Origin of the sequence: Streptomyces sp. NRRL S-1022, from assembly GCF_000720135.1 — a bacterium.
Lineage (GTDB): Bacteria > Actinomycetota > Actinomycetes > Streptomycetales > Streptomycetaceae > Streptomyces.
Map to the genome: position 1 here is coordinate 50,002 of NZ_JOIU01000041.1, position 21,792 is coordinate 71,793.

A 21,792-nucleotide genomic window follows, 5' to 3' on the forward strand; every position below is an offset into this window, starting at 1 on the left:
TCCGGAAGCTTTTCCGAAGCTTTCCCGAAGGGGCCGCCCGCACAGTCGTCCTCCCCGGGTGGCCGGCCGGCCACCCGGCGTGCCCACGGCGGCGCGGCGGGGCCCCCTCCCCCCGTGGCGTCCGGGCATCGCCCCAGCACGATACGGAGTACACACCCCCATGAGCGCCTCACCCGAGACCGCCGCCGCCTCCGGCGCCGCGCCGCCCGCCGGACGGGAGGACACGGAGCCGCCGCGGCGACTGCCGATGGCCGCCCTGCTCGCCCTGGCCACCGCGGTGTTCATCACCAGCCTGACCGAGACGCTGCCCGCGGGCCTGCTCCCCGGCATGAGCCACGACCTGCGGGTGGGCGAGTCCGCGACCGGGCAGACGGTCACGATCTACGCGATCGGCACCGCGCTCACCGCGATCCCGCTGACGGCGGCCACCGCGGGCTGGCGGCGCAAGCGGCTGCTGCTGACCGCCGTGGCGGGCTTCGCGGTGGCCAACACGGTCACGGCCGTGTCGTCCGTGTACGGCCTGACGATGGTGGCCCGTTTCCTCGCCGGTGTCGCCGCGGGCCTGGCGTGGGCCCTGCTCGCCGGCTACGCGCGGCGGATGGCGCCGGTGGCGCTGCAGGGCCGGGCGATCGCCGTCGCCATGGCGGGCATCCCGGTGGCGCTCTCCCTCGGCGTGCCCGCGGGGACCTTCCTCGGCCAGGCCCTCGGCTGGCGCACGGCGTTCCTGGCGATGACGGCGCTCACGGTGGTGCTGCTGCTGTGGATCACCGCCGCCGTGCCCGACCGCCCGGGCCAGGAGCGCGGCGAACGCCCGCGCATGCTGCGGGCGCTGGGGGTTCCGGGCGTGCGTCCGGTGCTCTTCGTGACGCTCGTCTTCGTGCTGGCGCACACGGTCCTGTACGCCTACATCGCGACCTTCCTGGACGGGCTGGGCATGGGCGGACGGACCGACCTGGTGCTGCTCGCCTTCGGTGTCGCCTCGCTGCTCGGCATCTGGATCGTGGGCGCCCGCATCCAGCACCGGCTGCGCTCGCTGACGATCGCCAGCACCCTGCTGGTGGCGGCCGCCGCCGCGCTGCTCGCGGCGCTGAGCGACGGCGGGGCCCCGGTGTACGTCGCCGCCGCGCTGTGGGGGCTGGGCTGGGGCGGGCTGCCGACCCTGCTGCAGACCGCCGTCGGCGACGCGGGCGGCGAACAGGCCGACGCGGCCCAGGCGATGCTCGTCACGCTGTGGAACGTGGCCATGGCCGGCGGCGGTGTGCTGGGCGGGATCCTGCTGGACACGGCAGGCAGCGCTTCCTTCCCCTGGACGGTGCTGCTGCTCCTGCTGCCGGTGCTCGCCGTCGTGCTCGCCGCCCGCGGTCACGGCTTCCCGGCGCGGCGCCCCGGGGACTGACTTTCCCCAAAGAAAAGCAAACTGTCGCTCATTCAACGAATGACTCGGCGCGCGCGCAATGTGATGTTCATACGCGAGTGACATTCCGCGGCTTTCTTTCGGACCTTCTTCGCCGGCGGCCGCGAGCGCCGGCCACCGGATCCCCCGGTGCCGCCTGACCAGCGCGGACAGTGTCCGTGACAGGACCCCGACCGGGGTGCGGGGGCTTTCCGGAGCCCCTCGCCCCGTTTCCGCCCCCGCCCCCAAAGGGGCCTGTTCACGCTGGTCAGCGACCGAAATGGCAAAGTGACGGCACGAGGCGTGAAATCGGCGATGCAGCCGGTAGCTTTGTCCCTCGAACGGCTGCCCGTACATCGTCACTGTGGGGCGACACGACTGCGAGGGGGCGTAGTTAAACATGTCGTCATCGGGAGTGCGCGTCGCGGCAGGGGAGCGCGAGCGCATACAGACATTCGTCGAAAGCGTATTCAATCCACTTCACCGCGCGGAACAACGCCGCTGGGCCCGGGTGTACTTGTCGGGACTGATCCACACACCCGGCAAGAAGACCCCACGGCGGATGGCCGAGGCCGGCTTATTGCCCGCCGGAGCGGCACACGGCCTGCACCAGTTCATCAACAGCAGCACATGGGCCTGGGAACCGGTGCGCCGCGCACTCGGCCGGACCGTCGCGGCATGCCGCCCGGCGTACGCCTGGACGGTCGCCGACCTCCTCATCCCGAAGCAGGGTGAGCACTCGGTGGGCGTGCACCGCCGCCTGGACCAGGCGACCGGACGCGTCATCAACTGCCAGCGCGGCGTCGGCCTGTTCCTGTCGGCCGGCGCCCGCTGCTACCCCGTCGACTGGAGCCTCGTCCTCGACGGGGCGTGGGACTGGGACGACCTTCGCCGGCGCCGTGCGCGCATACCGGAGGCGGAGACCGGGCGCCCCGTGGGGGCGTTCGTGCTCGGCTTCGCCGCCGAAGTCACCGCCGCGCGACCGCGGTTGCCCAAGGTGCCCTGGGTGCTCAACCTCACCCAGCGGTGCGACGACGCGAGCGGGGTCATGGCCGGCCTCGCCCGCCGCGGACTGGACTTCGTGTGCGAGGTCGATCCCGGACAGATCGTGCTCGTCGGCCGCCCCGCACCGCGGGTGACCGCTGTCGGAGACCTGATGGAGGAGCCGCACGCCCGGCAGCCGCACGTCCTCATGCGCCCGTCGGAACACGGTGGACCGAAGCCGGTGCGGGTGAACGTGTACACCGGAACGGTACGGCTGTCCCAGCGCGGGGCCGCCAAGGACGGCGTCTCACGGACGTACCACGTCCTGGAGCAGCCCTCCGCCGACAGCGGTCAGCCCGCCCGGTACTGGATCACCAGCATGATGGACCGGGGCGTGGAGGAGGTCCTGGCGCTGGCCCGGAGCCAAGCCGTCGCCCGCGCCACCGTGGACACCCTGGGGGAACGTTTCGGCGTGCTCGACTTCGAGGGCCGTTCCTTCCCCGGCTGGCACCACCACATGACCATGGTCTCGGCGGCGTACGCCTACCAGCAGCTGTCCGGCGCTCCCGGCGCCGCCCCCGCGCCGGCCGCAGGGCCGTCCGCGGAACGCGCCGAAGCCGCGGGCTGCTGCGCGGGCGCCGGAGCGAAAGGCCTGGGCGCGTGAAGAAAGTGCTGGTCGTGGAGCCGGACGCCGCCACGGCAGAGACGACGGCGGGCGATCTGCGCCGGCAGGGCTACGCCGCCCACACCCTCGACAGGGGGGCGCGGATCCTGCGGTCGTACCACGACGCCGACCTGGTGCTGCTCTCCCTGGACCTGCCCGACATCGACGGACTGGAGGTGTGCCGCACGCTGCGGGCGGAGAGCGACATCCCGCTGATCGCCTGCACGCACCGCGACAACGAACTGGAACGGGTGCTCGCGCTCAAGGCGGGAGCGGACGACTGTGTGCTGCGGACGTGGAGTCCGCGGGAGATCGGCGCGCGCATCGAGGCGGTGCTGCGGCGCACCCGGCCGCACGCGAGCGGCGCGGACAGCATCTCCCTGCGGCCGTTGCACATCGATCCGCGGACGCGGGAGGTACGGCTGCGCGACCGCGTGGTCGACGTGACCGCCACGGAGTTCGAGCTGCTCTACACGCTGGCCGCACGGCCGGACTCCGTCGTCTCCCGCAAGGAGCTGATGGCCAAGGTCTGGGGCAGCAACTGGGTGCGCACCAGCCGCACCATCGACACGCACGTGAGCAGCCTGCGGGCGAAACTCGGCTCCAGCCGCTGGATCATCACGGTGCGCGGGGTCGGCTACCGCATGGGACACGTCGGGCAGGTGCCCGGGACGTCCGCGGGCTGAACCCGTCCGGACCGCCGTTCGGGGGCCCGGGCACGCGCGGCGCCGGACACCGCGCGTGCCGGGGACCCGTCCTGTCCCCGTCCTCCTTTCCGTCCTCCCGCCGCGAAGAATCGTGACGCCTGCGCGCCTCAGAAGGAGCATCTTGCCGAAGCAGATCCATCTCGCCGCCCAGTTGCCGGGCATCCACAACGTCACCGTATGGTCGGACCCGCGCTCCCGGAGCCAGATCGCCATCAGCTCATTCGTGGACCTCGCACGGACCGCGGAGCGCGGCAGGTTCGACTTCTTCTTCCTCGCCGAGGGGCTGCGGCTGCGCGAACACAAGGGCAGCCTCTACGAACTGGACGTGGCGGGCCGGCCGGACAACCTGACGATGCTGAGCGCCCTGGCCGCCGTCACCACCCGTCTCGGGGTCGCCGCCACCGTCAACGCCACGTTCAACGAGCCGTACGAGGTGGCGCGCCGGCTCGCGACCCTGGACCACCTGAGCGGCGGGCGGGCCGGCTGGAACGTGGTGACCAGTTTCGACGCCTTCACCGGGGAGAACTTCCGCCGCGGCGGCTTCCTCGCCGAGGCCGACCGCTACACGCGCGCCGCCGAGTTCCTGGCCACGGCGCGTGAACTGTGGGACAGCTGGGCCGACGGGGACGTACGCGCCGACGCGGCGGCCGGGCGGTTCGTGCACCCCGGGGCCGGTGAGTTCGCCCACCACGGCGAACACTTCGACATCTCGGGGCGGTTCACCACCCCGCGCGCCCCGCAGGGCCACCCGGTGATCATCCAGGCCGGGGAGTCCGGCCCGGGCCGCGAGTTCGCGGCCTCGGACGCCGAGGTCGTCTTCAGCAAGTACAACCGCCTGGACGAGGCCCGCGCCTTCTACCGGGACGTCAAGGGCCGGCTCGCCCGGTACGGCCGCTCCCCGGACGACCTGCGGATCATGCCCACCGCGACCGTCGTCGTCGCCGACACCGACGCGGAGGCCGCGGCGTACGCCGACGAGATCACCCGGGCCCAGGTGAGCCCGCAGACCGCCCTCGCCCACCTGGAGGCCGTCTGGGGCCGCGACCTGTCCGCGTACGACCCGGACGGGCCGCTGCCCGACGTCGACCCGGAACCCGAGTCGCTGGTGCTGAAGGGGCATTCGGTGTTCCGCAGCGGCCGGGCCGAGACCGCCCGGCGCTGGCGCGCCCTGGCCGCGGAACGCGGGCTGAGCATCCGCGAGCTCGTGATCGAGGTGCACGGCGGACAGACCTTCGTCGGCAGCCCGCACACCGTCGCCGACGCCCTCGACCACTTCGTGCAGAGCGACGGCGCCGACGGGTTCGTCTTCGCCACGCACCTGACGCCCGGCGGCCTGGACGACTTCGTGGACCGGGTGGTGCCCCTGCTGCAGGAGAAAGGCGTCCACCGCCCGGACTACACCGGCACGACCCTGCGGCACCATCTCGGCCTCGCCCCGCGCCCGCACGCCGGGCGCCCGTCCGGGAACGCACAGGAGGCATCGTGAACGACAGCCCGCTCCACCTCGCCGTCGCCCTCGACGGCGCCGGCTGGCACCCCGCGGCCTGGCGGTCCGAGGACGCCCGCCCCGGCGCCCTGTTCACCGCCGCGTACTGGGCGGACCTGGTCGCGGAGGCCGAACACGGCCTGCTCGACCTCGTCACCTTCGAGGACGCCCTCGGCCCGCAGTCGGCCGCGCCGCACCGCCCCGACGACCGGACCGACCAGGTCCGCGGCAGGCTCGACGCCGTCCTGCTCGCCTCCCACCTGGCCCTGCGCACCACGCACATCGGCCTGGTCCCCACGGTCAACGTCACCCACACCGAGCCGTTCCACGTCGCCGTCGGCATCGCCACCCTCGACCACGTCAGCGAGGGCCGGGCCGGCTGGCGCCCGCAGATCGCCTCCCGCGCCGCCGACGCCGCCCACTTCGGCCGCCGCACCACCCCGCAGCTCACCGACGACGACGTGCGCGACCCCGAGCTGATCGCCGCACGGCTGCGCCCGCTGTTCGCCGAGGCCACCGACGTGGTGGAGGTGGCACGGCGGCTGTGGGACAGCTGGGAGGACGACGCGGAGATACGGGACACGGCCACGGGCCGCTTCCTCGACCGCGGCAAGCTGCACCACATCGACTTCGAGGGCCCGCACTTCAGCGTGCGGGGTCCCTCGATCACCCCGCGCCCGCCGCAGGGCCAGCCGGTCGTGGCGAGCCTCGCGCACGCCTCCACGCCGTACGAGTTCGCGGCGCGCGGCTGCGACGTCGTCTTCGTCACCCCCCGCGACCGTACGGGTGCCAAGGCGATCCTCGCGCAGGTGGACGAGGCCGTCGACCGGGTCGGCAGGGACCTGCGGGACCGGCCGCTGCGCCGGTTCGCGGACCTGGTCGTCTTCCTCAACGACGAGCCCGGCGCCGCCGCCCGCCGCAAGGAGCGTCTGGACGCGCTGGACGGCACCGAGTACACCTCGGACGCCGCCGTCTTCACCGGAACCCCCGGCGAACTGGCCGGCCTGCTGCTCGACTGGCGCGCCGCCGGGCTCGACGGCTTCCGCCTGCGCCCCGGCGCGCTGCCGCACGACCTCACCGCGATCACCCGGCGGCTGGTGCCGGAACTGCGGCACCGCGACGCGTTCCGCCGCGCGTACGGCACCGGGACCCTGCGGTCCCGGCTGGGCCTGCCGGTTCCCCGCAACCGGTACGCGCAGGACGGCTGACCCGGCCGTCAGAGGCAGTCCTCCGGTATGCCGAGCCCGGTCAGCGCGCCCACCGGGTCGAGGTCCGGGGTGCCGCGGGGCCACCAGTCGTCCTGGCCGGGCTCCGACTCGTAGGCGTACCACAGGCCGTCGCGGCCCAGGCGCAGCTGGACGTGGCCGCGCGGGTGGGTGAGACGGTTGCGCCAGGGGCGGAAGGCCGGCAGGTCGGCCGCGAGCAGCAGCGGGCGGGCCCGGTCGAAACGGCCGGCCGGCGGGTCCCACGGCTCTTCCAGGACCTCCAGCCCCGCCAGGCTGCCCTGCCGCCAGGCCGCGACGGCACGCGCCAGCTCGGCCGGGGTGCGGCCGGCGGCGCCGGCGAGCGTGGCGTACAGCGTGCGGGTGGCCGCGGTCAGCCCGGAGCCGGGGCGGGCCGCGGCCAGCCGTACCGCGTCCTGCCACAGCGTCAGCTCGCCGACCGGGTCACGGCCGGTGCCGAGCAGGGCGTGGGCGCGGGCGGCGGCGTCGGTCGCCAGCTGGTCCAGCGCGAAGGGGTCCGGGCCGCCGGGCGCCGACGGGTAGACCGGGGGCTGCCCGGGGTGCGGGGGCACCGGCATCGGCGGGGGCAGCGGGGGGCGTTCGCGCTCGGCGAGGGCGTCGGTGGCCCGGATGCCGGGCAGGGTCTCCGGCTGCCGTTCCCGGGCGGCGCGGGCCGCGCGGGCGGCGCTGCGCCGGGACAGCGCGTCGAGCAGCTCCTTCTCGCCCCGGCCGCGCAGCAGGAGCAGCACGAACGGGTCGGCGTCGAGGAGACGGGCCGTCTGGTAGCAGAGCGCGGCGGCGTGCTTGCAGGGGTGTCCGGAGTCGGGGCAGCTGCAACGGGGGGCGAGGTCGCCGGGGCCGGGCAGCAGGGGCACCCCGCAGTCGGCGAGCGAGTGGGGCAGCTCCTTGTCGAGCAGCGCCGCGATGTGGCCCGGCCGGTCGGCCGCGGCGTCCAGGAACCGCTCCCAGTCCTCGTCCTCCAGCGTCCGCACGCGCACCTGCACCCGGTAGGGCCGGGGCCTGCTGCCGCGCACGTACGCCAGCACCAGCCCCGGTGTGACGGTGATCGCGTCCACGTGCCCCTGGTCCGCGTACCCCCGGCCCCGCACCAGCCGCCCGGCGTCCAGCGCGCCCCGCTCCAACGCCTCCACCCAGGCGTTCCCCCACCAGGTCCCGGCGAACGGGCCGTCTCCCGCGGCATCCGCGCGGGGCGCGAACGCCGGGAAGGTGCGGCGCAGTTCGCCGTCGCGGTGGGGGGTGGCCATGGTGGCGGGCACGTGCGGGGGCGCGGGGGCGGGGGCCGGCGCCGGCGGGGCCGGCTCGTCGGGTTCCGGCGCGGGGGCGGGCGGGGGGGGGGGCGGCGACGGGGTACGCGGTGCCGCGGGGGCCCGGCGCACGCGACGGGGCTGCGCCGCCTCGGCGCGCAGGGCTTCCCGCCGGGCAGCCCTGAGTGCCTCCCGGGCCACGTCACCGGGACGCCCACCCGCCGCAGCACCGAAGCCGCCACCCGCAGCCGAACCCACGACCCCTTGGGACTCCCCGCCCACCGCCGGCCCGGCATCCTCGTCCACCACCCGTCCGGCAGCCTCGTCCACCGCCGGTACGGAACCGGCGGTCCCGGGCCCCTCTCCCCCGGGCCCTGAGACCGCGGCGCCCCTGAGCGCCTCCCGGGCCGAGTCGGCGGGCCTCGGGTCGGTGTTGTCGGCGGGTGCCGCTTCCGCCGCGGGGGTGTCGTGGTCCCCGCCCGGATCCGGGGCGGACCCGGCCCGTTCGCGGGCCGCGCGCAGGGCCTGGCGGGCGGCGTCGCCGGGGCGGGGACGGCCGGCGTCCGTCATGGCGTCCTCCGCAGGGAGACGAGGTCGGACAGTTCGCGGTCCGTCAGCTCGGTGAGGGCGGCCTCGCCGGAACCGAGGACGGCGTCGGCCAGGGCGCGCTTGGCGGCGAGCATCTCGGCGATGCGGTCCTCCACCGTGCCCTCGGTGACCAGCCGGTGCACCTGGACCGGCTGGGTCTGCCCGATGCGGTAGGCGCGGTCGGTGGCCTGTTCCTCGACGGCCGGGTTCCACCAGCGGTCGAAGTGGACGACGTGGCCCGCACGGGTGAGGTTGAGGCCGGTGCCGGCCGCCTTCAGGGACAGCACGAGCACCGGGGTCTCACCGTTCTGGAAGCGGTCCACCATGCGCTCGCGCTCCGGCACCGGGGTGCCGCCGTGCAGCAGGTCCACCGGGATCGCGCGGGCGGACAGGTGGGCCGTGATGAGGCGGGCCATGCCGACGTACTGGGTGAAGACGAGCGCCGAGCCGTCCTCGGCGAGCAGGGTGTCCAGCAGCTCGTCCAGCAGGGCGAGCTTGCCGGAGCGGGCGGCGAGCCGGTCGGGGTGCGCCTCCTCCTTCAGGTACAGCGCCGGGTGGTCGCAGATCTGCTTCAGCGCGCCCAGCAGCTTCAGCACCAGGCCCCGGCGGGCGATGCCCTCGGCGGTCTCGATGGCCAGCATCGACTCCCGCACCACCGCCTCGTACAGCGCGGCCTGTTCGCGGGTGAGCGGCACCGGGTGGTCCGTCTCGGTCTTGGGCGGCAGTTCGGGGACGATGCCGGGGTCGGACTTCCTGCGGCGCAGGAGGAACGGCCGTACCAGGCGGGCCAGCCGCTCGACCGCCTCCTCGTCCTCCCCGTTCTCCACCGCCCGCGCGTGCCGGGCGCGGAAGGACTTCAGCGGGCCGAGGAGCCCCGGGGTGGTCCAGTCGAGCAGGGCCCACAGCTCGGAGAGGTTGTTCTCCACCGGGGTGCCGGTGAGCGCCACGCGCGCGGGGGCCGGGATGGTGCGCAGCGCCTTGGCGGTGGCCGAGAAGGGGTTCTTCACGTGCTGGGCCTCGTCGGCGACGACCATGCCCCAGCGCTCTTCGGCGAGCCCGGCCGCGGCGGAGCGCATGGTGCCGTACGTGGTGAGGACGAAACCGCCGTCCAGTCCCTCCAGACTGCGGTCCTGGCCGTGGAAGCGGCGGACGGGCACGCCGGGCGCGAACCGGTTGATCTCCCGCTGCCAGTTGCCGAGCAGGGAGGCCGGACAGACCACGAGGGTCGGCTCGGTACGGGCCCGCTTGAGGTGCAGGGCGATGAGGGTGACGGTCTTGCCGAGGCCCATGTCGTCGGCGAGGCAGCCGCCGAGGCCGAGGGAGGTCATCAGCTCCAGCCAGGCCAGGCCGCGCAGCTGGTAGTCGCGGAGGGTGGCGGCGAGACCGGGCGGCGGCTCGGCGGGGCGCAGGCCCGCGGTGAGGCGGTCGCGGAGGGCGGCCAGCGCCCCGGCAGGGACGGCCTCGACGGTCTCGCCGTCGACCTCGGCGGTGCCGGTGAGGGCGACGGACAGCGCGTCGACCGGGTCGAGCAGGCCGAGTTCGCGCTTGCGCGCCTTGCGCACGAGAGCGGGGTCGACCAGCACCCAGCGGTCCCGCAGCCGTACGGCCGGGCGGTGGGCCTCGGCGAGGGTGTCCATCTCCGCCTCGCTCAGCGGATCGCCGCCGAGCGCCAGCTGCCAGCGGAACCGGAGCAGCTCCTCGCCCTCGAAGAAGCCGGTGCCGTCGGTCGCCGAGCCGGGCGCCGGGCGGATCACCGCGGTGGCGGTCAGGTCGCGGGCGAGGTCGCGGGGCCAGTGCACCGCGACCCCGGCGGCGGCCAGCCGGCCCGCCGCCACGCCGAGCAGCTCGCCCAGCTCCTCCTCGGACAGGGCGAGGACGCCTGGCACGTCCTGTTCGGCGAGGCGGTCCAGGGGCGGCCACACGCGGGCGGCGCGCCGGACGGCGAGGGCCGCGTCCACGCGCGCGCGGGGCCCGAACGCCGGGTCGGCCTCCCCCGTCCACAGGGCTGCCGCGTCGGCCACCAGGGTGGGGTCGGCGAGGCTGTGCACCTGCACGACGGCCGCGCCCGCGGACCGCGTCCCCTCGTGCGCGCCGGCGTCGAACACGTCGTACGCGGACAGGTCCAGGCGGAGCGAGATCCGCACCCCGGCGTCCATCCCGGCGGCGACCTCGGCCGCCCAGGCGTGTGCCCCGGGCAGGGCCTGGGGCTCGAGGGCGGCGTAGGGCCGGCCGGCGGTGTGGGGGGCGGCCGGTGTGCGGGGCAGGGTGTCGGCGACCGCGTCCAGGAAGGAGCGGACCAGGGCCTCCGGGTCGGGCAGGCACAGCGGGCCCGGCCCGGGGAGGGGCACCGCGTGGCCCTCGGGCGGCAGGGCGGCGGCGACGGCCCGCAGGTGGGCGATGTCGTCGGGCTCCAGCGGGCCGGCCCGCCAGGCGTCGTGGCCGCCCGGGGTAAGGCCGGGCAGCAGCCGGCCGCGGGCGGCGAGCCGCAGCGCGTGCAGGGCGGCGGCGCCCCAGCAGGCGGTGGCCGGGTGGGCGGCCGGGTCGCGCCGGGCGCGGACCAGCAGCGGCAGGGCCTCGGCGAGCGGCAGGGTCAGCGCGGGCACCCGGCGGCGGCGCACACCGGCGCCGTGGCGGCGGACGACCGTCAGCTCCTCCGGGGCGCGCCCGGTGCCGGCGGGCAGCGGGTCGCCGTCCGGGGACCAGAAGGCCAGGCGGCCCTCGCGGGGCAGGGGCGCGGGCAGGTAGACGGACGCGAGGCGCACCGGGACCGGCTGCCCGGTCTCCGCCCCCGCCCCCGTGCCGGGGGCCGGGGAGCCGCCCGTGCGCTCGGCCACCGCAGCCGTGCCGCTCATACGTCCTGCCACCTCCCGCCGATGTGTCGGATCAGTCGTCTCCGACTCTACGGGCGGGGTCTGACAATCGGCCCCGGGGCCGGTGCGGGCCCGGGGCTACGGCACCGTGCGGGAGACCACGAACACCATCGGACGCGCGGGGTCGGCCAGGTTGACGACCACGTCCTGGGTGGGCGCCGGGTTCTTCTGCTCGTGGGTCAGGCCCCACCAGGGGCCCGGTCCGCCGAAGGTCCAGCCGCTGACCTTCCGGTCCCGTTCGCCGACGGCGATCTCGTCCTTCTTCAGCTGCTCCCGGCGGACGCCCATGGCCTCCAGGAAGCTGTCCAGGCCCGCGGGGTTGGTGCGGAACTGGACGTAGAGGCGGCTGGTCTTCCAGTTGTTCGTCTCGTAGGAGGCGATGTCGTCGGCGGGGTGCGGGACGGTCACCTGGTAGAGGCGGCGCTGCACCTTCGAGGGCCAGCCCGGGGTGAGGCCGGTCGCCGAGTACTTCGCCTCCTTGTCCTTGCCGCTGTTGCGGCTCTGGTTCGCGGAGATCACCAGGTAGCCGGCCGGGACGCCGATGAGCAGGACGATGATCAGCAGGGTGAGCGCCCGGCGCCGGGCCTTGTGCCGGGGGTCCTCGGCGGGCCGCCGCGGCTCGTCCGGCGGGCCGCCCTGGTGGGGCAGCGACGGCGTCATGCGCTGTCCTGGTCGCGGCGGGACTGGACGTACCGCTCGTAGCGCTCGTAGCGCTCCACGCGGCGCCGCTTGGCCCGGCGGAACCGGCGGGCGACCAGCCGGGCCAGGTCGGCGGCGCCCACCATGCCCGCCTCGGGGCCGAGCTGGGCGCGGGTGATGCGGGCCTCGGGGCGGTAGCCGCGGCCGGTGAGGTGGCGCTTGAAGGCGTCCCGGGCCGGGCCGATGAGCAGGTCGTCGGCGGCGCTGACGCCGCCGCCGATCACGAAGCAGGACGGGTCGAGCGCCGCCGCGAGGTTGGCGATGCCGACGCCGAGCCACTGGCCGATGTCCTGGAGCAGCTCGATGCACATCGCGTCGCCCTCGCGGGCCAGCTCGGTGATCATCGGGCCGGTGATCTCGTGGATGTTGCCCTTGACGTGCTCGATGATCCCGTAGGCCACCGGCGAGTCGGCCGCGGCCAGCTCCCTGGCCTCGCGGACGAGCGCGTTGCCGGAGCTGTACTGCTCCCAGCAGCCGCGGTTGCCGCACGGGCAGCGGTGCCCGCCGGGCACGACCTGCATGTGGCCGAACTCCCCGGCGACCCCGAACTTGCCCCGCTTGACCTGGCCGTCCTCCAGGATGGCGCCGCCGATGCCGGTACCGAGGGTGATCATGACCAGGTGGTCCTCGCCGCGGCCGGCGCCGAACCGCCACTCCGCCCAGGCGGCGGTGTTGGCGTCGTTGTCCACCAGGACCGGCACGGCGAGCCGGCCGGCGATGCGGTCGCGCAGGGGCTCGTTGCGCCAGGACAGGTGGGGGGCGAACAGGACCCGGTTGCGGTCGGCGTCGACCCAGCCGGCCGCGCCGATGCCGACCGCGTGCACGTCGTGCCGGTCGGACAGGTCCAGCACCAGCTCGACGATGGTGTCCTCGACGACCTTGGGGCTCTTGGACTTGTCCGGGGTCTCCGTGCGGAGCTTCTCCAGGATGTTGCCGTCGGCGTCCACGACGCCCGCCATGACCTTGGTGCCGCCGATGTCGATGCCGACGGTGGGCACACGGGGGGCAGTCAGATGTGACCGGCGTTCCCTGGTACCCACGGTTCGCAGGACGGGTGCTCGGCGGGAGCCGATGGGGGCCGTGAGGTCGCGGTAGGTGCTCATCGGGCTCGATTGTGCCGCACCCTCACGCTGAGTGCTGCGCGGGGCGGCCTCAGCCCCGTTGCAGTTCATGGCGCAGGGCGTCGAGATCGGATCCCCCGGCCATCTGCTGCGTCAGCTCGTCCAGGGTGATCTCGTCCCGTGTGTGGTTGCCCGCCATCGTGCCGCGCCTCAGCAGCACGAAACGATCGCCCACGAGGTACGCGTGATGCGGGTTGTGGGTGATCAGAACAACGCCCAGACCCTCGTCCCGTGCCGCGGCCACATATTTCAGGACCACACCGGACTGCTTCACCCCCAGTGCCGCCGTCGGCTCGTCCAGGACCAGGACCTTCGCGCCGAAGTGGACCGCCCGCGCGATGGCGACGCACTGGCGCTCGCCGCCCGACAGCGTGCCGATGGGCTGGTCGACGTCCCGCAGGTCGATGCCCATGCGGAGCAGTGCCTCGCGGGTGGTGCGGCGCATCAGCTCGGTGTCCAGGCGCCTGAAGGGGCCGGCGCCCTTGCGGGGCTCGGAGCCGAGGAAGAAGTTGCGCCAGACCGGCATGAGCGGGACGACGGCCAGGTCCTGGTAGACCGTGGCGATGCCCCGGTCCAGGGCCTCGCGCGGGGAGGAGAGGGCCGTCTCCTCGCCCTCGATGCGCAGGGTGCCGCCGTCGTGCCGGTGCAGGCCCGCGATGATCTTGATCAGCGTCGACTTGCCGGCGCCGTTGTCGCCGAGGACGCAGGTGATCTCGCCCGCGCGCACCTCCAGGGAGACCCCTTCCAGGGCGCGGACGGTGCCGTAGTGCTTGCTGACGCCGGTCAGCTCCACGAGTGTCACTTGGTCGCCTCCGCGCGCTTGCGGACCCAGGCATTGAGCAGGGTCGCGAGGAGCAGCATCGCTCCGAGGAAGAACTTGAACCAGTCGGGGTTCCACTCGGCGAAGACGATCCCCTTGCTGGTCATGCCGAACAGCAGGGCGCCCACGGCCGAGCCGATGGCGCTGCCGTGACCGCCGGTGATCAGGCAGCCGCCGATGACGGCCGCGATGATGTAGATCAGCTCGTTGCCGACGCCTTCGCCGGACTGGACGGCGTCGAACGAGAACAGCAGGTGCTGGCCGGAGATCCAGGCGCCGAACGCGACGCCCATGTAGAGGCCGATCTTGGTCCTGGCGACCGGCACGCCGACCGCGCGGGCCGCGTCCTCGTTGCCGCCTACGGCGAAGATCCAGTTTCCGGTGCGGGTGCGCAGCAGGATCCAGGACGCGAGGGCGACCAGGCCCAGCCACCACAGGATGGTGACCTTGACGTCGACGCCGCCGACGCTGAGCGTGGAGGCGAAGACGGCGTGGGCGCTGGGGAAGCCCTCCATGTCGGCGATGGTCTTGGTGGAGACCGTGCCGTCGATCAGCTTGGTGAAGCCGAGATTCATGCCGGTGAGCATCAGGAAGGTGCCCAGCGTGATGATGAAGCTGGGCAGTTTCGTGCGGGTGAGCATGAAGCCGTTGAAGGCGCCGATCGCGAGGGTGACCAGCAGGGACACGCCCACGCCGACCCAGGTGTTCGCGGTCAGCTGGTAGCTGACCATCGAGGAGACCAGCGCGGACGAGGTCACCAGGACGCCCGCCGAGAGGTCGAACTCGCCGCCGATCATCAGCAGGGCCACGGGGACGGCCATGATGCCGATGGCCGAGGAGGCGTAGAGGACCGTGCTCAGGCTGGAGGCGCGCAGGAAGCCGTCGGCGGCGACGGCGAAGAAGACGAAGACGGCGAGGGCGCCGACGACCGAGCCCAGTTCCGGGCGGGTGAGCAGCTTCCGCAGCGCGGAGGTCTGCAGAATCCTTTCGTCCCGCGGGTGCTCCTTCGTGGCCGCGCTCATCGGGTGCCCCGCTCGGTGTACTCCGCCAGCGCGGACGCCTGGTCCCTGGTGACGATCTGCGGGCCGGTCAGGACCGGCTTGCCGCCGCCGAGGACGTCGCCGTTGTACTTGTACAGCCACAGCAGGTCGACGGCCTGGTAGCCCTGGAGGTACGGCTGCTGGTCCACGGCGAAGCCGAGGGTGCCGTCCCGCAGCGAGGCCGCCACCTTGGCGTTCAGGTCGAAGGTGTCGACCTCGGCCCTGCTGCCCGCGTCCGTCCGCGCCTTCACGGCGGTGTCGGCGTAGGGCGCGCCGAGGGTGACGACGGAGTCGACGGACCGGTCGGCCTGGAGCTTGGCCTCGATCGCGGACTGCACGTCGGGCATGTTGGTGCCGTTGACGTAGAGCTTGCGCAGCGTGCCGCGGAAGGTCTTGGCGACACCGTCGCAGCGCTGCTCGTGGCCGACGTTGCCCTGTTCGTGCAGCACGCACAGGGCCTTCTTCTTCCCGCGCTTGTTCAGCTCCTCGCCGACGGCCTCGCCGGCGACGGTCTCGTCCTGGCCGATGTGGGTGAGGGCGCCGAAGGCCTTGGACTCCTGTGAGCCGGAGTTCACGGTGATCACCGGGATGCCGGCCTTCTCGGCGCGGGCGACGGCGGCCTTCAGGGCGTCCGGCTTGGCGAGGGTGACGATGATGCCGTCGACCTTCTTGTCCACGGCCGCGTCCACCAGCTGGGCCTGCTGCTGGGCCTCGTCGTCGTGCGAGTACAGGAAGTTGATGTTGTCCTTCACGGCGGCCTGCTTGGCACCGCTCTGCACGATGTCCCAGAACGTGTCGCCGTCCCCGGAGTGGGTGATCATCGCGAAGGTCCAGCGGGGGGTGTTCACCGCCGCCCTGCCCTGGGCGGAGGCGGCCTTGCGGGCGTCCTCCGCCCGCTTGCCGCCGGTGCTGCTGCATCCCGCCAGGGACACGGAGAGTGCCCCCGCCAGCGCTATGCCTACCCAGGTCCGAAACCGTGCCACGAGGCCGTGCCCTTCTTGCCGTGTTCGTACAGACGAAAGGGACCGTCGATCGCGTCAGCGGCCCCGAACACTCCAGTATCGAACACGGGGAACACCCATGACATGACCGGGCGGCCCGCACGGAGGGGATTGTCCGGACATTGCGACGAAGGCGGTGGGCGGGTCAGGAGCGGACGAGCAGCTGGAACTCGAAGGAGTAGCGGCTCGGCCGGTAGGTGTGGTCGCCGAACTCCACCGCGCGGCCGGTGTCGTCGAAGGTGGTGCGCTGCATGGTCAGCAGCGGGGCGCCCTCGGTCTCGCCGAGCCGCTCGGCCTCGGCGGCCGTGGCGCCGCGGGCGCCGATGGACTGGCGGGCACTGTGCAGGGTGATCCCGGCGGAGCGCATCAGCCGGTACAGGCCGGTGGCCTCCAGCTGGCCGGTGCCGAGGTCGAGCAGGCCCGGCGGCAGGTGGTTGATCAGGTACGCCATCGGTTCGCCGTGGGCGAGGCGGAGCCGCTCGACGCGGTGGACTTCACTGTCCTCGGCGACGCCGAGCGCGGCGGCGACCGCGGCGGAGGCCGGGACGACCGTGTTGACCAGCACCTTCGTCGCGGGACGCTGGCCGGCCGCCTCCAGGTCGTCGTACAGGCTGCTCAGCTCCAGGGGGCGTTTGACCTGGCTGTGCACGACCTGGGTGCCCACGCCCCGGCGCCGGACGAGGAGCCCCTTGTCTACGAGGGACTGGATGGCCTGGCGGACGGTCGGCCGGGACAGGCCGAGCCGTGCGGCCAGCTCGATCTCGTTGCCCAGCAGGCTGCCCGGAGTGAGACCGCCCTGCTCGATGGCGGCCTCCAGCTGCTGGGAGAGCTGGAAGTACAGGGGCACCGGGGAGCTACGGTCCACGCGGAGGTCGAGCGCCACGGTCGGGTCCACATCTGATTTCGGCACGGGCCCGAGCGTAGCCCCGTGCCTGGTTGACGGGAAGTTGTGTAGTCCGATTGTCCGGACATACGCATTGACAGGATACGGGGTCGGCCCGCACTTTGTTCCCATGCGCATCGGGGTCATCGGTACGGGCCGCATCGGCACCCTTCACGCGAGGACGCTCAGCCGTCACCGCGAGGTGGGGTCCTTGATCCTGACGGACGCGGAGCCGGCGCGGGCGCAGGAGCTGGCGCACCGGCTGGGCGAGACGGCGGCGCCGGGCGTGGACGAGATCTTCCGCTGGGGTGTGGACGCGGTGGTGATCACCACGGCGACGGCGGCCCACGCCGAGTACATCGGCCGGGCGGCCCGGTCGGGGCTGCCGGTGTTCTGCGAGAAGCCGATCGCGCTGGACCTGCCGGGCACGCTGCTCGCGCTGGCCGAGGTGGAGACGGCCGGGACGGTGCTGCAGATGGGCTTCCAGCGGCGGTTCGACGCGGGCTACGCCGGCGCCCGGGAGGCCGTCCGCGACGGCCGGCTCGGCCGGCTGCACACCGTGCGGGCCATGACCTGCGACCAGTCCCCTCCCCCGGCCGCGTGGCTGCCGCTGTCCGGCGGGCTGTTCCGGGACACGCTGATCCACGACTTCGACGTGCTGCGCTGGGTGACCGGCCGGGAGGTGGCCGACGTGTACGCCACCGGCTCGGACGGCGGCCCCGCGATGTTCCGGGAGGCCGGGGACGTCGACACGGGCGCGGCGCTGCTCACGCTGGACGACGGCACCCTGGCGACGGCTTCGGCGACCCGGCTGAACGGCGCCGGCTACGACGTCCGCATGGAGCTGGCCGGGGAGCGGGACACGGTGGTGGTGGGCCTGGACGACCGCACGCCCCTCGCGTCCACCGAGCCGAGCGGGCCGCCGCCCGCGGACAAGCCGTGGACGGGGTTCCTGGACCGGTTCGGGCCCGCGTACGAGGCCGAGCTGAACGCCTTCGTGGAGGTCGTGCGCGGCGAGCGCGCCAACCCCTGCGACGGCCGCGAGGCGCTGCAGGCGCTGCGGATCGCCGAGGCCTGCGAACGCTCCCGCCGCGAACACCGCCCGGTACCGCTCACGGAGATCCCGGGCAGCACGGCGTCGTCGTAGGTGAGGCCCGCACACCGCCCCCCCCGGGACGGCCGTCGCACGACCCGGCGAGCGCGCCACCCCTGCGACACGGGAGGCATCACAGGCGCCGAAGCCTGCGAACGCCCCCACCGCGAACACCGCCCGGGGAGATACCGGGCGGCACGGGGCCGTCGTAGGCGTCAGGCCCGCACACCGCCCCACCAGGACGGCCGTCGCACGACCCGGCGAGCGCGCCACCCCTGCGACACGGGAGGCATCACAGGCGCCGAGGCCTGCGAACGCCCCCGCCGCGAACACCGCCCGGTACCGCTCACGGAGATCCCGGACGGCACGGGGCCGTCGTAGGCGTCAGGTCCGTGCACCGGCGGCGGGCGGTCGCCGTGTGGTGCTACCAGCGCACCGGCAGGGTGCGTACGCCGCGCATCAGGAGGCCGGGCAGCCACTCACCGGGCTCGCCGTCCAGGGCGAGACCGGGAACCCGGTCCAGGAGGGTGCCGATCGCGACGCGGCCCTCCAGGCGGGCCAGGGGTGCGCCGAGGCAGTAGTGGATGCCGTGGCCGAAGGCGAGATGGCCGCGGGTGTCGCGGCGGATGTCGAAGGTGTCCGGCTCGGCGTACCGGGCGGTGTCCCGGTCGGCGGCGGTGAGACCGATCAGCACGTGCTCGCCCTGTGCGATCGCCGTGCCGCCGATCTCCAACGGCTCGGCGGCGTACCGGAACGTGGCGTTCTCCACCGGGCCCTCCCAGCGCAGCGTCTCCTCCACCGTGCCGTCCAGGAGGCTGGTGTCGGCGCGCAGGGCGGCCAGTTGCCCGGGGTGGGTGAGCAGGGCGAGGACGGCGTTGCCTATGAGGTTCACCGTGGTCTCGTGGCCGGCTACGAGCAGCAGGAAGGCCATGCCGCGCAGCTCGTCGGCGGAGAGCCGGTCGCCGTCCTCGGCGGTGGTGCGGATCAGGTCGCTCAGCAGGTCGCCGGAGGGGCCCGCGCAGCGCTTGTCCTCGATGAGCTCCGTGAGGTACTCGCCGAGGCGGGCCACCGCCTCCTGCTCGGAGTCCGCGTCGGCCGGTGCGACCACCCCCGTGGAGATCCTCCGGAACTCCGCGCGGTCCACCTCGGGGACGCCGAGCAGCTCACAGATGACGGTGAGGGGCAGCGGATAGGCGAGGGACTCGATGAGGTCGGCGCGCCCGTGCGGCAGCATCTCGTCGAGCAGGTGGTCGGTGATCTGCTGGATGCGGGGGCGCAGCCGCTCCACCCGCCGCATCGTGAACGCGCGCGTGACGAGGCCGCGCAGCCGGGTGTGCTGCGGCGGGTCGGCGGCCAGCAGGTACTTGCCGATCAGCTGCTCGTCCAGCGCGGTCGCGCCGATCTTGCTGCCGTCCTTGGCCAGCCGCGGGTCGGCCAGGGCGGCGCGGGCCTCCTCGTACCCCACGACGAGCCAGCTCTCGTAGCCCTCCTCGGCTCCCGTCATCCGAATCCGGTGCACCGGGCCCCGCTCGCGCAGCCTCGCGTACAGCGGATGGGGATCGCGCCGGAACGCCTCCCCGAACTCCCCCAGGTCGACCACCTGTTGCCTGTCCATCGCTCCCCTTCCGGACCCCCCCGAGGCACACCGGGCACGTCCCGGTGCAGTGTCAACGTCCGCGGCGCCGGTTCAGTGCCCGTCCCCAACGAGTCCCGCGTCGTAGGCGAGCAGGGCGATCTGGACGCGGTTGCCGAGGCCGAGCTTGGCGAGGATGCGGGAGACGTGCGCCTTGACGGTGGCCACGCTCATGAACAGCTCCGCGGCGATCGCCGCGTTGGCCAGTCCGCGGCCGACGGCGACGGCGACCTCGCGTTCGCGGTCGTTGAGGGCGGCGAGCCGTTCGCGCGCGCGGGTCTGCCGGGAGTCGGCCGCGCTGACGGCCGCGTGCCGCATCAGCTGCCGGGTGACGGCGGGCGACAGGACCGGGTCGCCGGCCGCGACCCGGCGGACGGCGTCGACGATCTCGGCGGGCGGGGTGTCCTTGAGCACGAAGCCGGCGGCGCCGGCGCGCAGGGCGTGCAGCACCTGTTCGTCGGCGTGGAAGGTGGTCAGCACCACGACCTGCGGCGCGTCCGGCCGGGCGCACAGCCGCCGGGTCGCGGTGATGCCGTCCACCGACGGCATCCTGATGTCCATCAGCACGACGTCCGGCCGGGCGCGCCGCACGAGTTCCTCGGCCTCCGCGCCGTCGGCGGCCTCACCGACGATCTCGATGTCCCCGGCCCCGCCGATCATCAGCGCCAGGCCGGCGCGTACCAGGGGGTCGTCGTCCACGAGGAGGAGTCTGATCGGCGTCGCAGTCATGGGGCCACGTAATCACGGGCGGGGACGCGGGACGCGGGCAGCGGCCCGGGGCCGCCTCCGGGACGGGGCCGGGTGCGGGCCGGGTTCAGGCGCGGGGCCACGGCAGCCACCCCCGTACCTCGAAGCCGCCGTCGGGGCGCGGGCCGTGGCGCAGGTGCCCCCCGGCCAGCGCGGCGCGTTCCGTGAGGCCGATCAGGCCCTGGCCGGAGCCGGGGACGGCAGGCACCTCGGCGGGTGGGGCGGGGTGGGTGACCGTGACCGTCAGGCCGTCGCCGGGGGTGCCGGCGAGGCGGACCGTGACCTCGGTGCCGGGGGCGTGCTTGCGGGCGTTGGTCAGGGCTTCCTGGGCGATGCGGTAGGCGGTGCGGCCGACGGAGGCGGGGACGGCGGCCGGGTCGGCGACGCCGTGGTCCAGGGTGACCTGCATGCCGGCCTCGCGGGACTCGGCGACCAGGGCGTGCAGGGCGGCCAGGGTCGGCTGGGGGCGCCCGCCGGACGGTTCGTCGGCGTCGCCGGCCCGCAGCACCCCGATGATCTCCCGCAGGTCCTGCAGCGCCTCGTGGGCGCTCTCCCGGATCACCCCGGCGGCCCGCGCGACCTCCTCGCGGGGCGCGTCGGGCCGGAACTCCAGGGCGCCCGCGTGCACGCTCAGCAGGGTGAGCCGGTGGGCGAGCACGTCGTGCATCTCGCGGGCGATGGCCTCGCGGGCCAGCCGCTGCGCCTGCTCGGCCCGCAGCCCGGCCTCGGTCTCCGCGTGCCGGGCGCGGTCGCGCAGGCTCAGCACGAGCTGGCGTCTGGACCGTACGAACATGCCCCAGCCGACCATCGCCGCGGTGAGCAGCACGCCCGAGGCGACCGCCACGAGGTACGGCACGTCGGGGTCGGGCCGCAGCCGGAAGAAGACCGGGAGCAGCGCCACGGACACCCCGGCCACCCAGGCCACGTACCGGAAGGGCCGGTGCACGGCGAGCGTGAACAGGGCGACCACGTCCGCGCCGCCCGCGGTGTTCGACAGGAAGGCGACCGGCACCATCGCCACGGCGAGGCCGGCCGGCCACCGGCGCCGCAGCCACACCGCGCCGCAGGCGAGCGCGCCGAGCACCTGGTCCAGGGCTGCGTAGCCGTCCGGGAGGTCCTCGTGCCGCAGGGTGTCCGCGCTCAGCAGGCCGATCAACACGGCCAGCAGGAAACAGGAGAAGTCGACCACCCAGTCGCGCGCCGTGCGCCGGGGACGCCGGCCCGGGGCCGCGGCGTCCGGGGCCAGTTCGTGCACCAGCGCGGACGGGAACAGCCAGCGGCGTCCCGTGAACTGCTGCGGCTCCCGCGCCCGTTCGTCTTCGCTCACGGTCGGTCAATCTACGCACCGGCGGCGCCGTGCCGTCGTCCCGTGCCCGCGATCGCCTACCGGAGGACCGGGAACGTCGACTTAAGTCGCACCGTGGTGGTCTTTCGGCGACCGGCCGCCGGCGGGGCGCGGCCTTCCGGCAGCGTGCGCTCGTCCCGTGGCCGGCGGAGGGGGGGACCACGGGCAGGCTGCGGTGGGGTGTCCTCGACGGCTACGAGTTCTGCGCGGGCATCGCGCTGGTCGAGCCG

The 21,792-nt window shown here is 74.3% G+C and carries 17 protein-coding genes; 6 read left to right on the plus strand and 11 right to left on the minus strand.

What is annotated here, in order from left to right; translation table 11 throughout:
* Positions 1 to 160 precede the first annotated feature (160 nt).
* The 5 genes from IG05_RS0138215 to IG05_RS0138235 all read left to right on the plus strand — a co-directional run bounded on the left by IG05_RS0138215 (position 161) and on the right by IG05_RS0138235 (position 6,442).
* Entirely contained in the window at positions 161 to 1,396 is a 1,236-nt protein-coding gene (locus tag IG05_RS0138215; protein ID WP_030348723.1) for an MFS transporter, read from the plus strand.
* A 397-nt stretch (positions 1,397 to 1,793) separates the two neighbouring features.
* Positions 1,794 to 3,041: a transposase gene (locus tag IG05_RS0138220; RefSeq protein WP_078894802.1), complete on the plus strand. Its 1,248-nt coding sequence runs from the start codon at positions 1,794 to 1,796 to the stop codon at positions 3,039 to 3,041.
* A complete protein-coding gene (locus IG05_RS0138225) occupies positions 3,038 to 3,727 on the plus strand; it encodes a response regulator transcription factor (protein WP_030348725.1) in 690 nt (229 codons plus the stop codon). Before IG05_RS0138220 ends, IG05_RS0138225 begins: the two co-directional genes overlap by 4 nt.
* A gap of 142 nt (positions 3,728 to 3,869) precedes the next feature.
* Complete coding sequence (locus tag IG05_RS0138230) at positions 3,870 to 5,234, plus strand: NtaA/DmoA family FMN-dependent monooxygenase (RefSeq protein WP_030348726.1); 1,365 nt, start codon at positions 3,870 to 3,872, stop codon at positions 5,232 to 5,234.
* Positions 5,231 to 6,442, plus strand: coding sequence for an LLM class flavin-dependent oxidoreductase (locus tag IG05_RS0138235; protein WP_030348727.1), 1,212 nt, complete (start codon positions 5,231 to 5,233; stop codon positions 6,440 to 6,442). The genes IG05_RS0138230 and IG05_RS0138235 overlap by 4 nt, the downstream gene beginning before the upstream one ends.
* Positions 6,443 to 6,450: 8 nt before the next feature.
* Here IG05_RS0138235 and IG05_RS0138240 read toward each other — a convergent pair whose 3' ends face one another.
* From IG05_RS0138240 to IG05_RS0138275, 8 genes are all read right to left on the minus strand, one after another.
* Entirely contained in the window at positions 6,451 to 8,292 is a 1,842-nt protein-coding gene (locus IG05_RS0138240; RefSeq protein WP_234336198.1) for an SWIM zinc finger family protein, read from the minus strand.
* The gene (locus tag IG05_RS0138245) at positions 8,289 to 11,162 is read right to left on the minus strand and encodes a DEAD/DEAH box helicase (protein ID WP_030348729.1); all 2,874 of its coding nucleotides are present in this window, start codon (positions 11,160 to 11,162) and stop codon (positions 8,289 to 8,291) included. The genes IG05_RS0138240 and IG05_RS0138245 overlap by 4 nt, the downstream gene beginning before the upstream one ends.
* A gap of 96 nt (positions 11,163 to 11,258) precedes the next feature.
* Positions 11,259 to 11,840, minus strand: coding sequence for a hypothetical protein (locus IG05_RS0138250; RefSeq protein ID WP_030348730.1), 582 nt, complete (start codon positions 11,838 to 11,840; stop codon positions 11,259 to 11,261).
* Positions 11,837 to 12,982 (minus strand): ROK family glucokinase, encoded by a 1,146-nt coding sequence (locus tag IG05_RS0138255; RefSeq protein WP_030348731.1) that lies wholly within the window; start codon positions 12,980 to 12,982, stop codon positions 11,837 to 11,839. The genes IG05_RS0138250 and IG05_RS0138255 overlap by 4 nt, the downstream gene beginning before the upstream one ends.
* Positions 12,983 to 13,031: 49 nt before the next feature.
* Positions 13,032 to 13,802, minus strand: a complete 771-nt coding sequence (locus IG05_RS0138260) for an ATP-binding cassette domain-containing protein (protein WP_030348732.1) — start codon at positions 13,800 to 13,802, stop codon at positions 13,032 to 13,034.
* Positions 13,799 to 14,842, minus strand: coding sequence for an ABC transporter permease (locus tag IG05_RS0138265; RefSeq protein ID WP_030348733.1), 1,044 nt, complete (start codon positions 14,840 to 14,842; stop codon positions 13,799 to 13,801). The genes IG05_RS0138260 and IG05_RS0138265 overlap by 4 nt, the downstream gene beginning before the upstream one ends.
* Positions 14,839 to 15,843 carry a sugar ABC transporter substrate-binding protein gene (locus IG05_RS0138270; protein ID WP_030348734.1) on the minus strand — a complete coding sequence of 335 codons (1,005 nt, stop codon included), beginning with the start codon at positions 15,841 to 15,843 and terminating at the stop codon, positions 14,839 to 14,841. Before IG05_RS0138270 ends, IG05_RS0138265 begins: the two co-directional genes overlap by 4 nt.
* A gap of 163 nt (positions 15,844 to 16,006) precedes the next feature.
* Complete coding sequence (locus tag IG05_RS0138275) at positions 16,007 to 16,744, minus strand: GntR family transcriptional regulator (protein WP_107051497.1); 738 nt, start codon at positions 16,742 to 16,744, stop codon at positions 16,007 to 16,009.
* A gap of 130 nt (positions 16,745 to 16,874) precedes the next feature.
* On the opposite strand from IG05_RS0138275, the gene IG05_RS0138280 reads away from it, so the two are divergent.
* On the plus strand, positions 16,875 to 17,891 hold the full coding sequence (locus IG05_RS0138280; RefSeq protein ID WP_030348736.1) for a Gfo/Idh/MocA family oxidoreductase: 1,017 nt from the start codon (positions 16,875 to 16,877) through the stop codon (positions 17,889 to 17,891).
* A 370-nt stretch (positions 17,892 to 18,261) separates the two neighbouring features.
* On the opposite strand, the gene IG05_RS0138285 is transcribed toward IG05_RS0138280, so the two are convergent.
* The 3 genes from IG05_RS0138285 to IG05_RS0138295 all read right to left on the minus strand — a co-directional run bounded on the left by IG05_RS0138285 (position 18,262) and on the right by IG05_RS0138295 (position 21,544).
* A complete protein-coding gene (locus IG05_RS0138285; protein ID WP_030348737.1) occupies positions 18,262 to 19,452 on the minus strand; it encodes a cytochrome P450 family protein in 1,191 nt (396 codons plus the stop codon).
* 72 nt (positions 19,453 to 19,524) lie between these two features.
* Positions 19,525 to 20,199 carry a response regulator gene (locus IG05_RS0138290; RefSeq protein WP_030348738.1) on the minus strand — a complete coding sequence of 225 codons (675 nt, stop codon included), beginning with the start codon at positions 20,197 to 20,199 and terminating at the stop codon, positions 19,525 to 19,527.
* A gap of 85 nt (positions 20,200 to 20,284) precedes the next feature.
* On the minus strand, positions 20,285 to 21,544 hold the full coding sequence (locus tag IG05_RS0138295) for a sensor histidine kinase (RefSeq protein WP_030348739.1): 1,260 nt from the start codon (positions 21,542 to 21,544) through the stop codon (positions 20,285 to 20,287).
* Positions 21,545 to 21,792 lie beyond the last annotated feature (248 nt).

What these genes read in the sequence shown, in the direction of transcription:
- IG05_RS0138215 (WP_030348723.1), top strand. Translation starts at nt 161, where the DNA reads ATGAGCGCCTCACCCGAGACCGCCGCCGCCTCCGGCGCCGCGCCGCCC.
- IG05_RS0138220 (WP_078894802.1), top strand. Translation starts at nt 1,794, where the DNA reads ATGTCGTCATCGGGAGTGCGCGTCGCGGCAGGGGAGCGCGAGCGCATA.
- IG05_RS0138240 (WP_234336198.1), bottom strand. Translation starts at nt 8,292, where the DNA reads ATGACGGACGCCGGCCGTCCCCGCCCCGGCGACGCCGCCCGCCAGGCC.
- IG05_RS0138245 (WP_030348729.1), bottom strand. Translation starts at nt 11,162, where the DNA reads ATGAGCGGCACGGCTGCGGTGGCCGAGCGCACGGGCGGCTCCCCGGCC.
- IG05_RS0138250 (WP_030348730.1), bottom strand. Translation starts at nt 11,840, where the DNA reads ATGACGCCGTCGCTGCCCCACCAGGGCGGCCCGCCGGACGAGCCGCGG.
- IG05_RS0138255 (WP_030348731.1), bottom strand. Translation starts at nt 12,982, where the DNA reads ATGAGCACCTACCGCGACCTCACGGCCCCCATCGGCTCCCGCCGAGCA.
- IG05_RS0138265 (WP_030348733.1), bottom strand. Translation starts at nt 14,842, where the DNA reads ATGAGCGCGGCCACGAAGGAGCACCCGCGGGACGAAAGGATTCTGCAG.
- IG05_RS0138280 (WP_030348736.1), top strand. Translation starts at nt 16,875, where the DNA reads ATGCGCATCGGGGTCATCGGTACGGGCCGCATCGGCACCCTTCACGCG.
- IG05_RS0138285 (WP_030348737.1), bottom strand. Translation starts at nt 19,452, where the DNA reads ATGGACAGGCAACAGGTGGTCGACCTGGGGGAGTTCGGGGAGGCGTTC.
- IG05_RS0138290 (WP_030348738.1), bottom strand. Translation starts at nt 20,199, where the DNA reads ATGACTGCGACGCCGATCAGACTCCTCCTCGTGGACGACGACCCCCTG.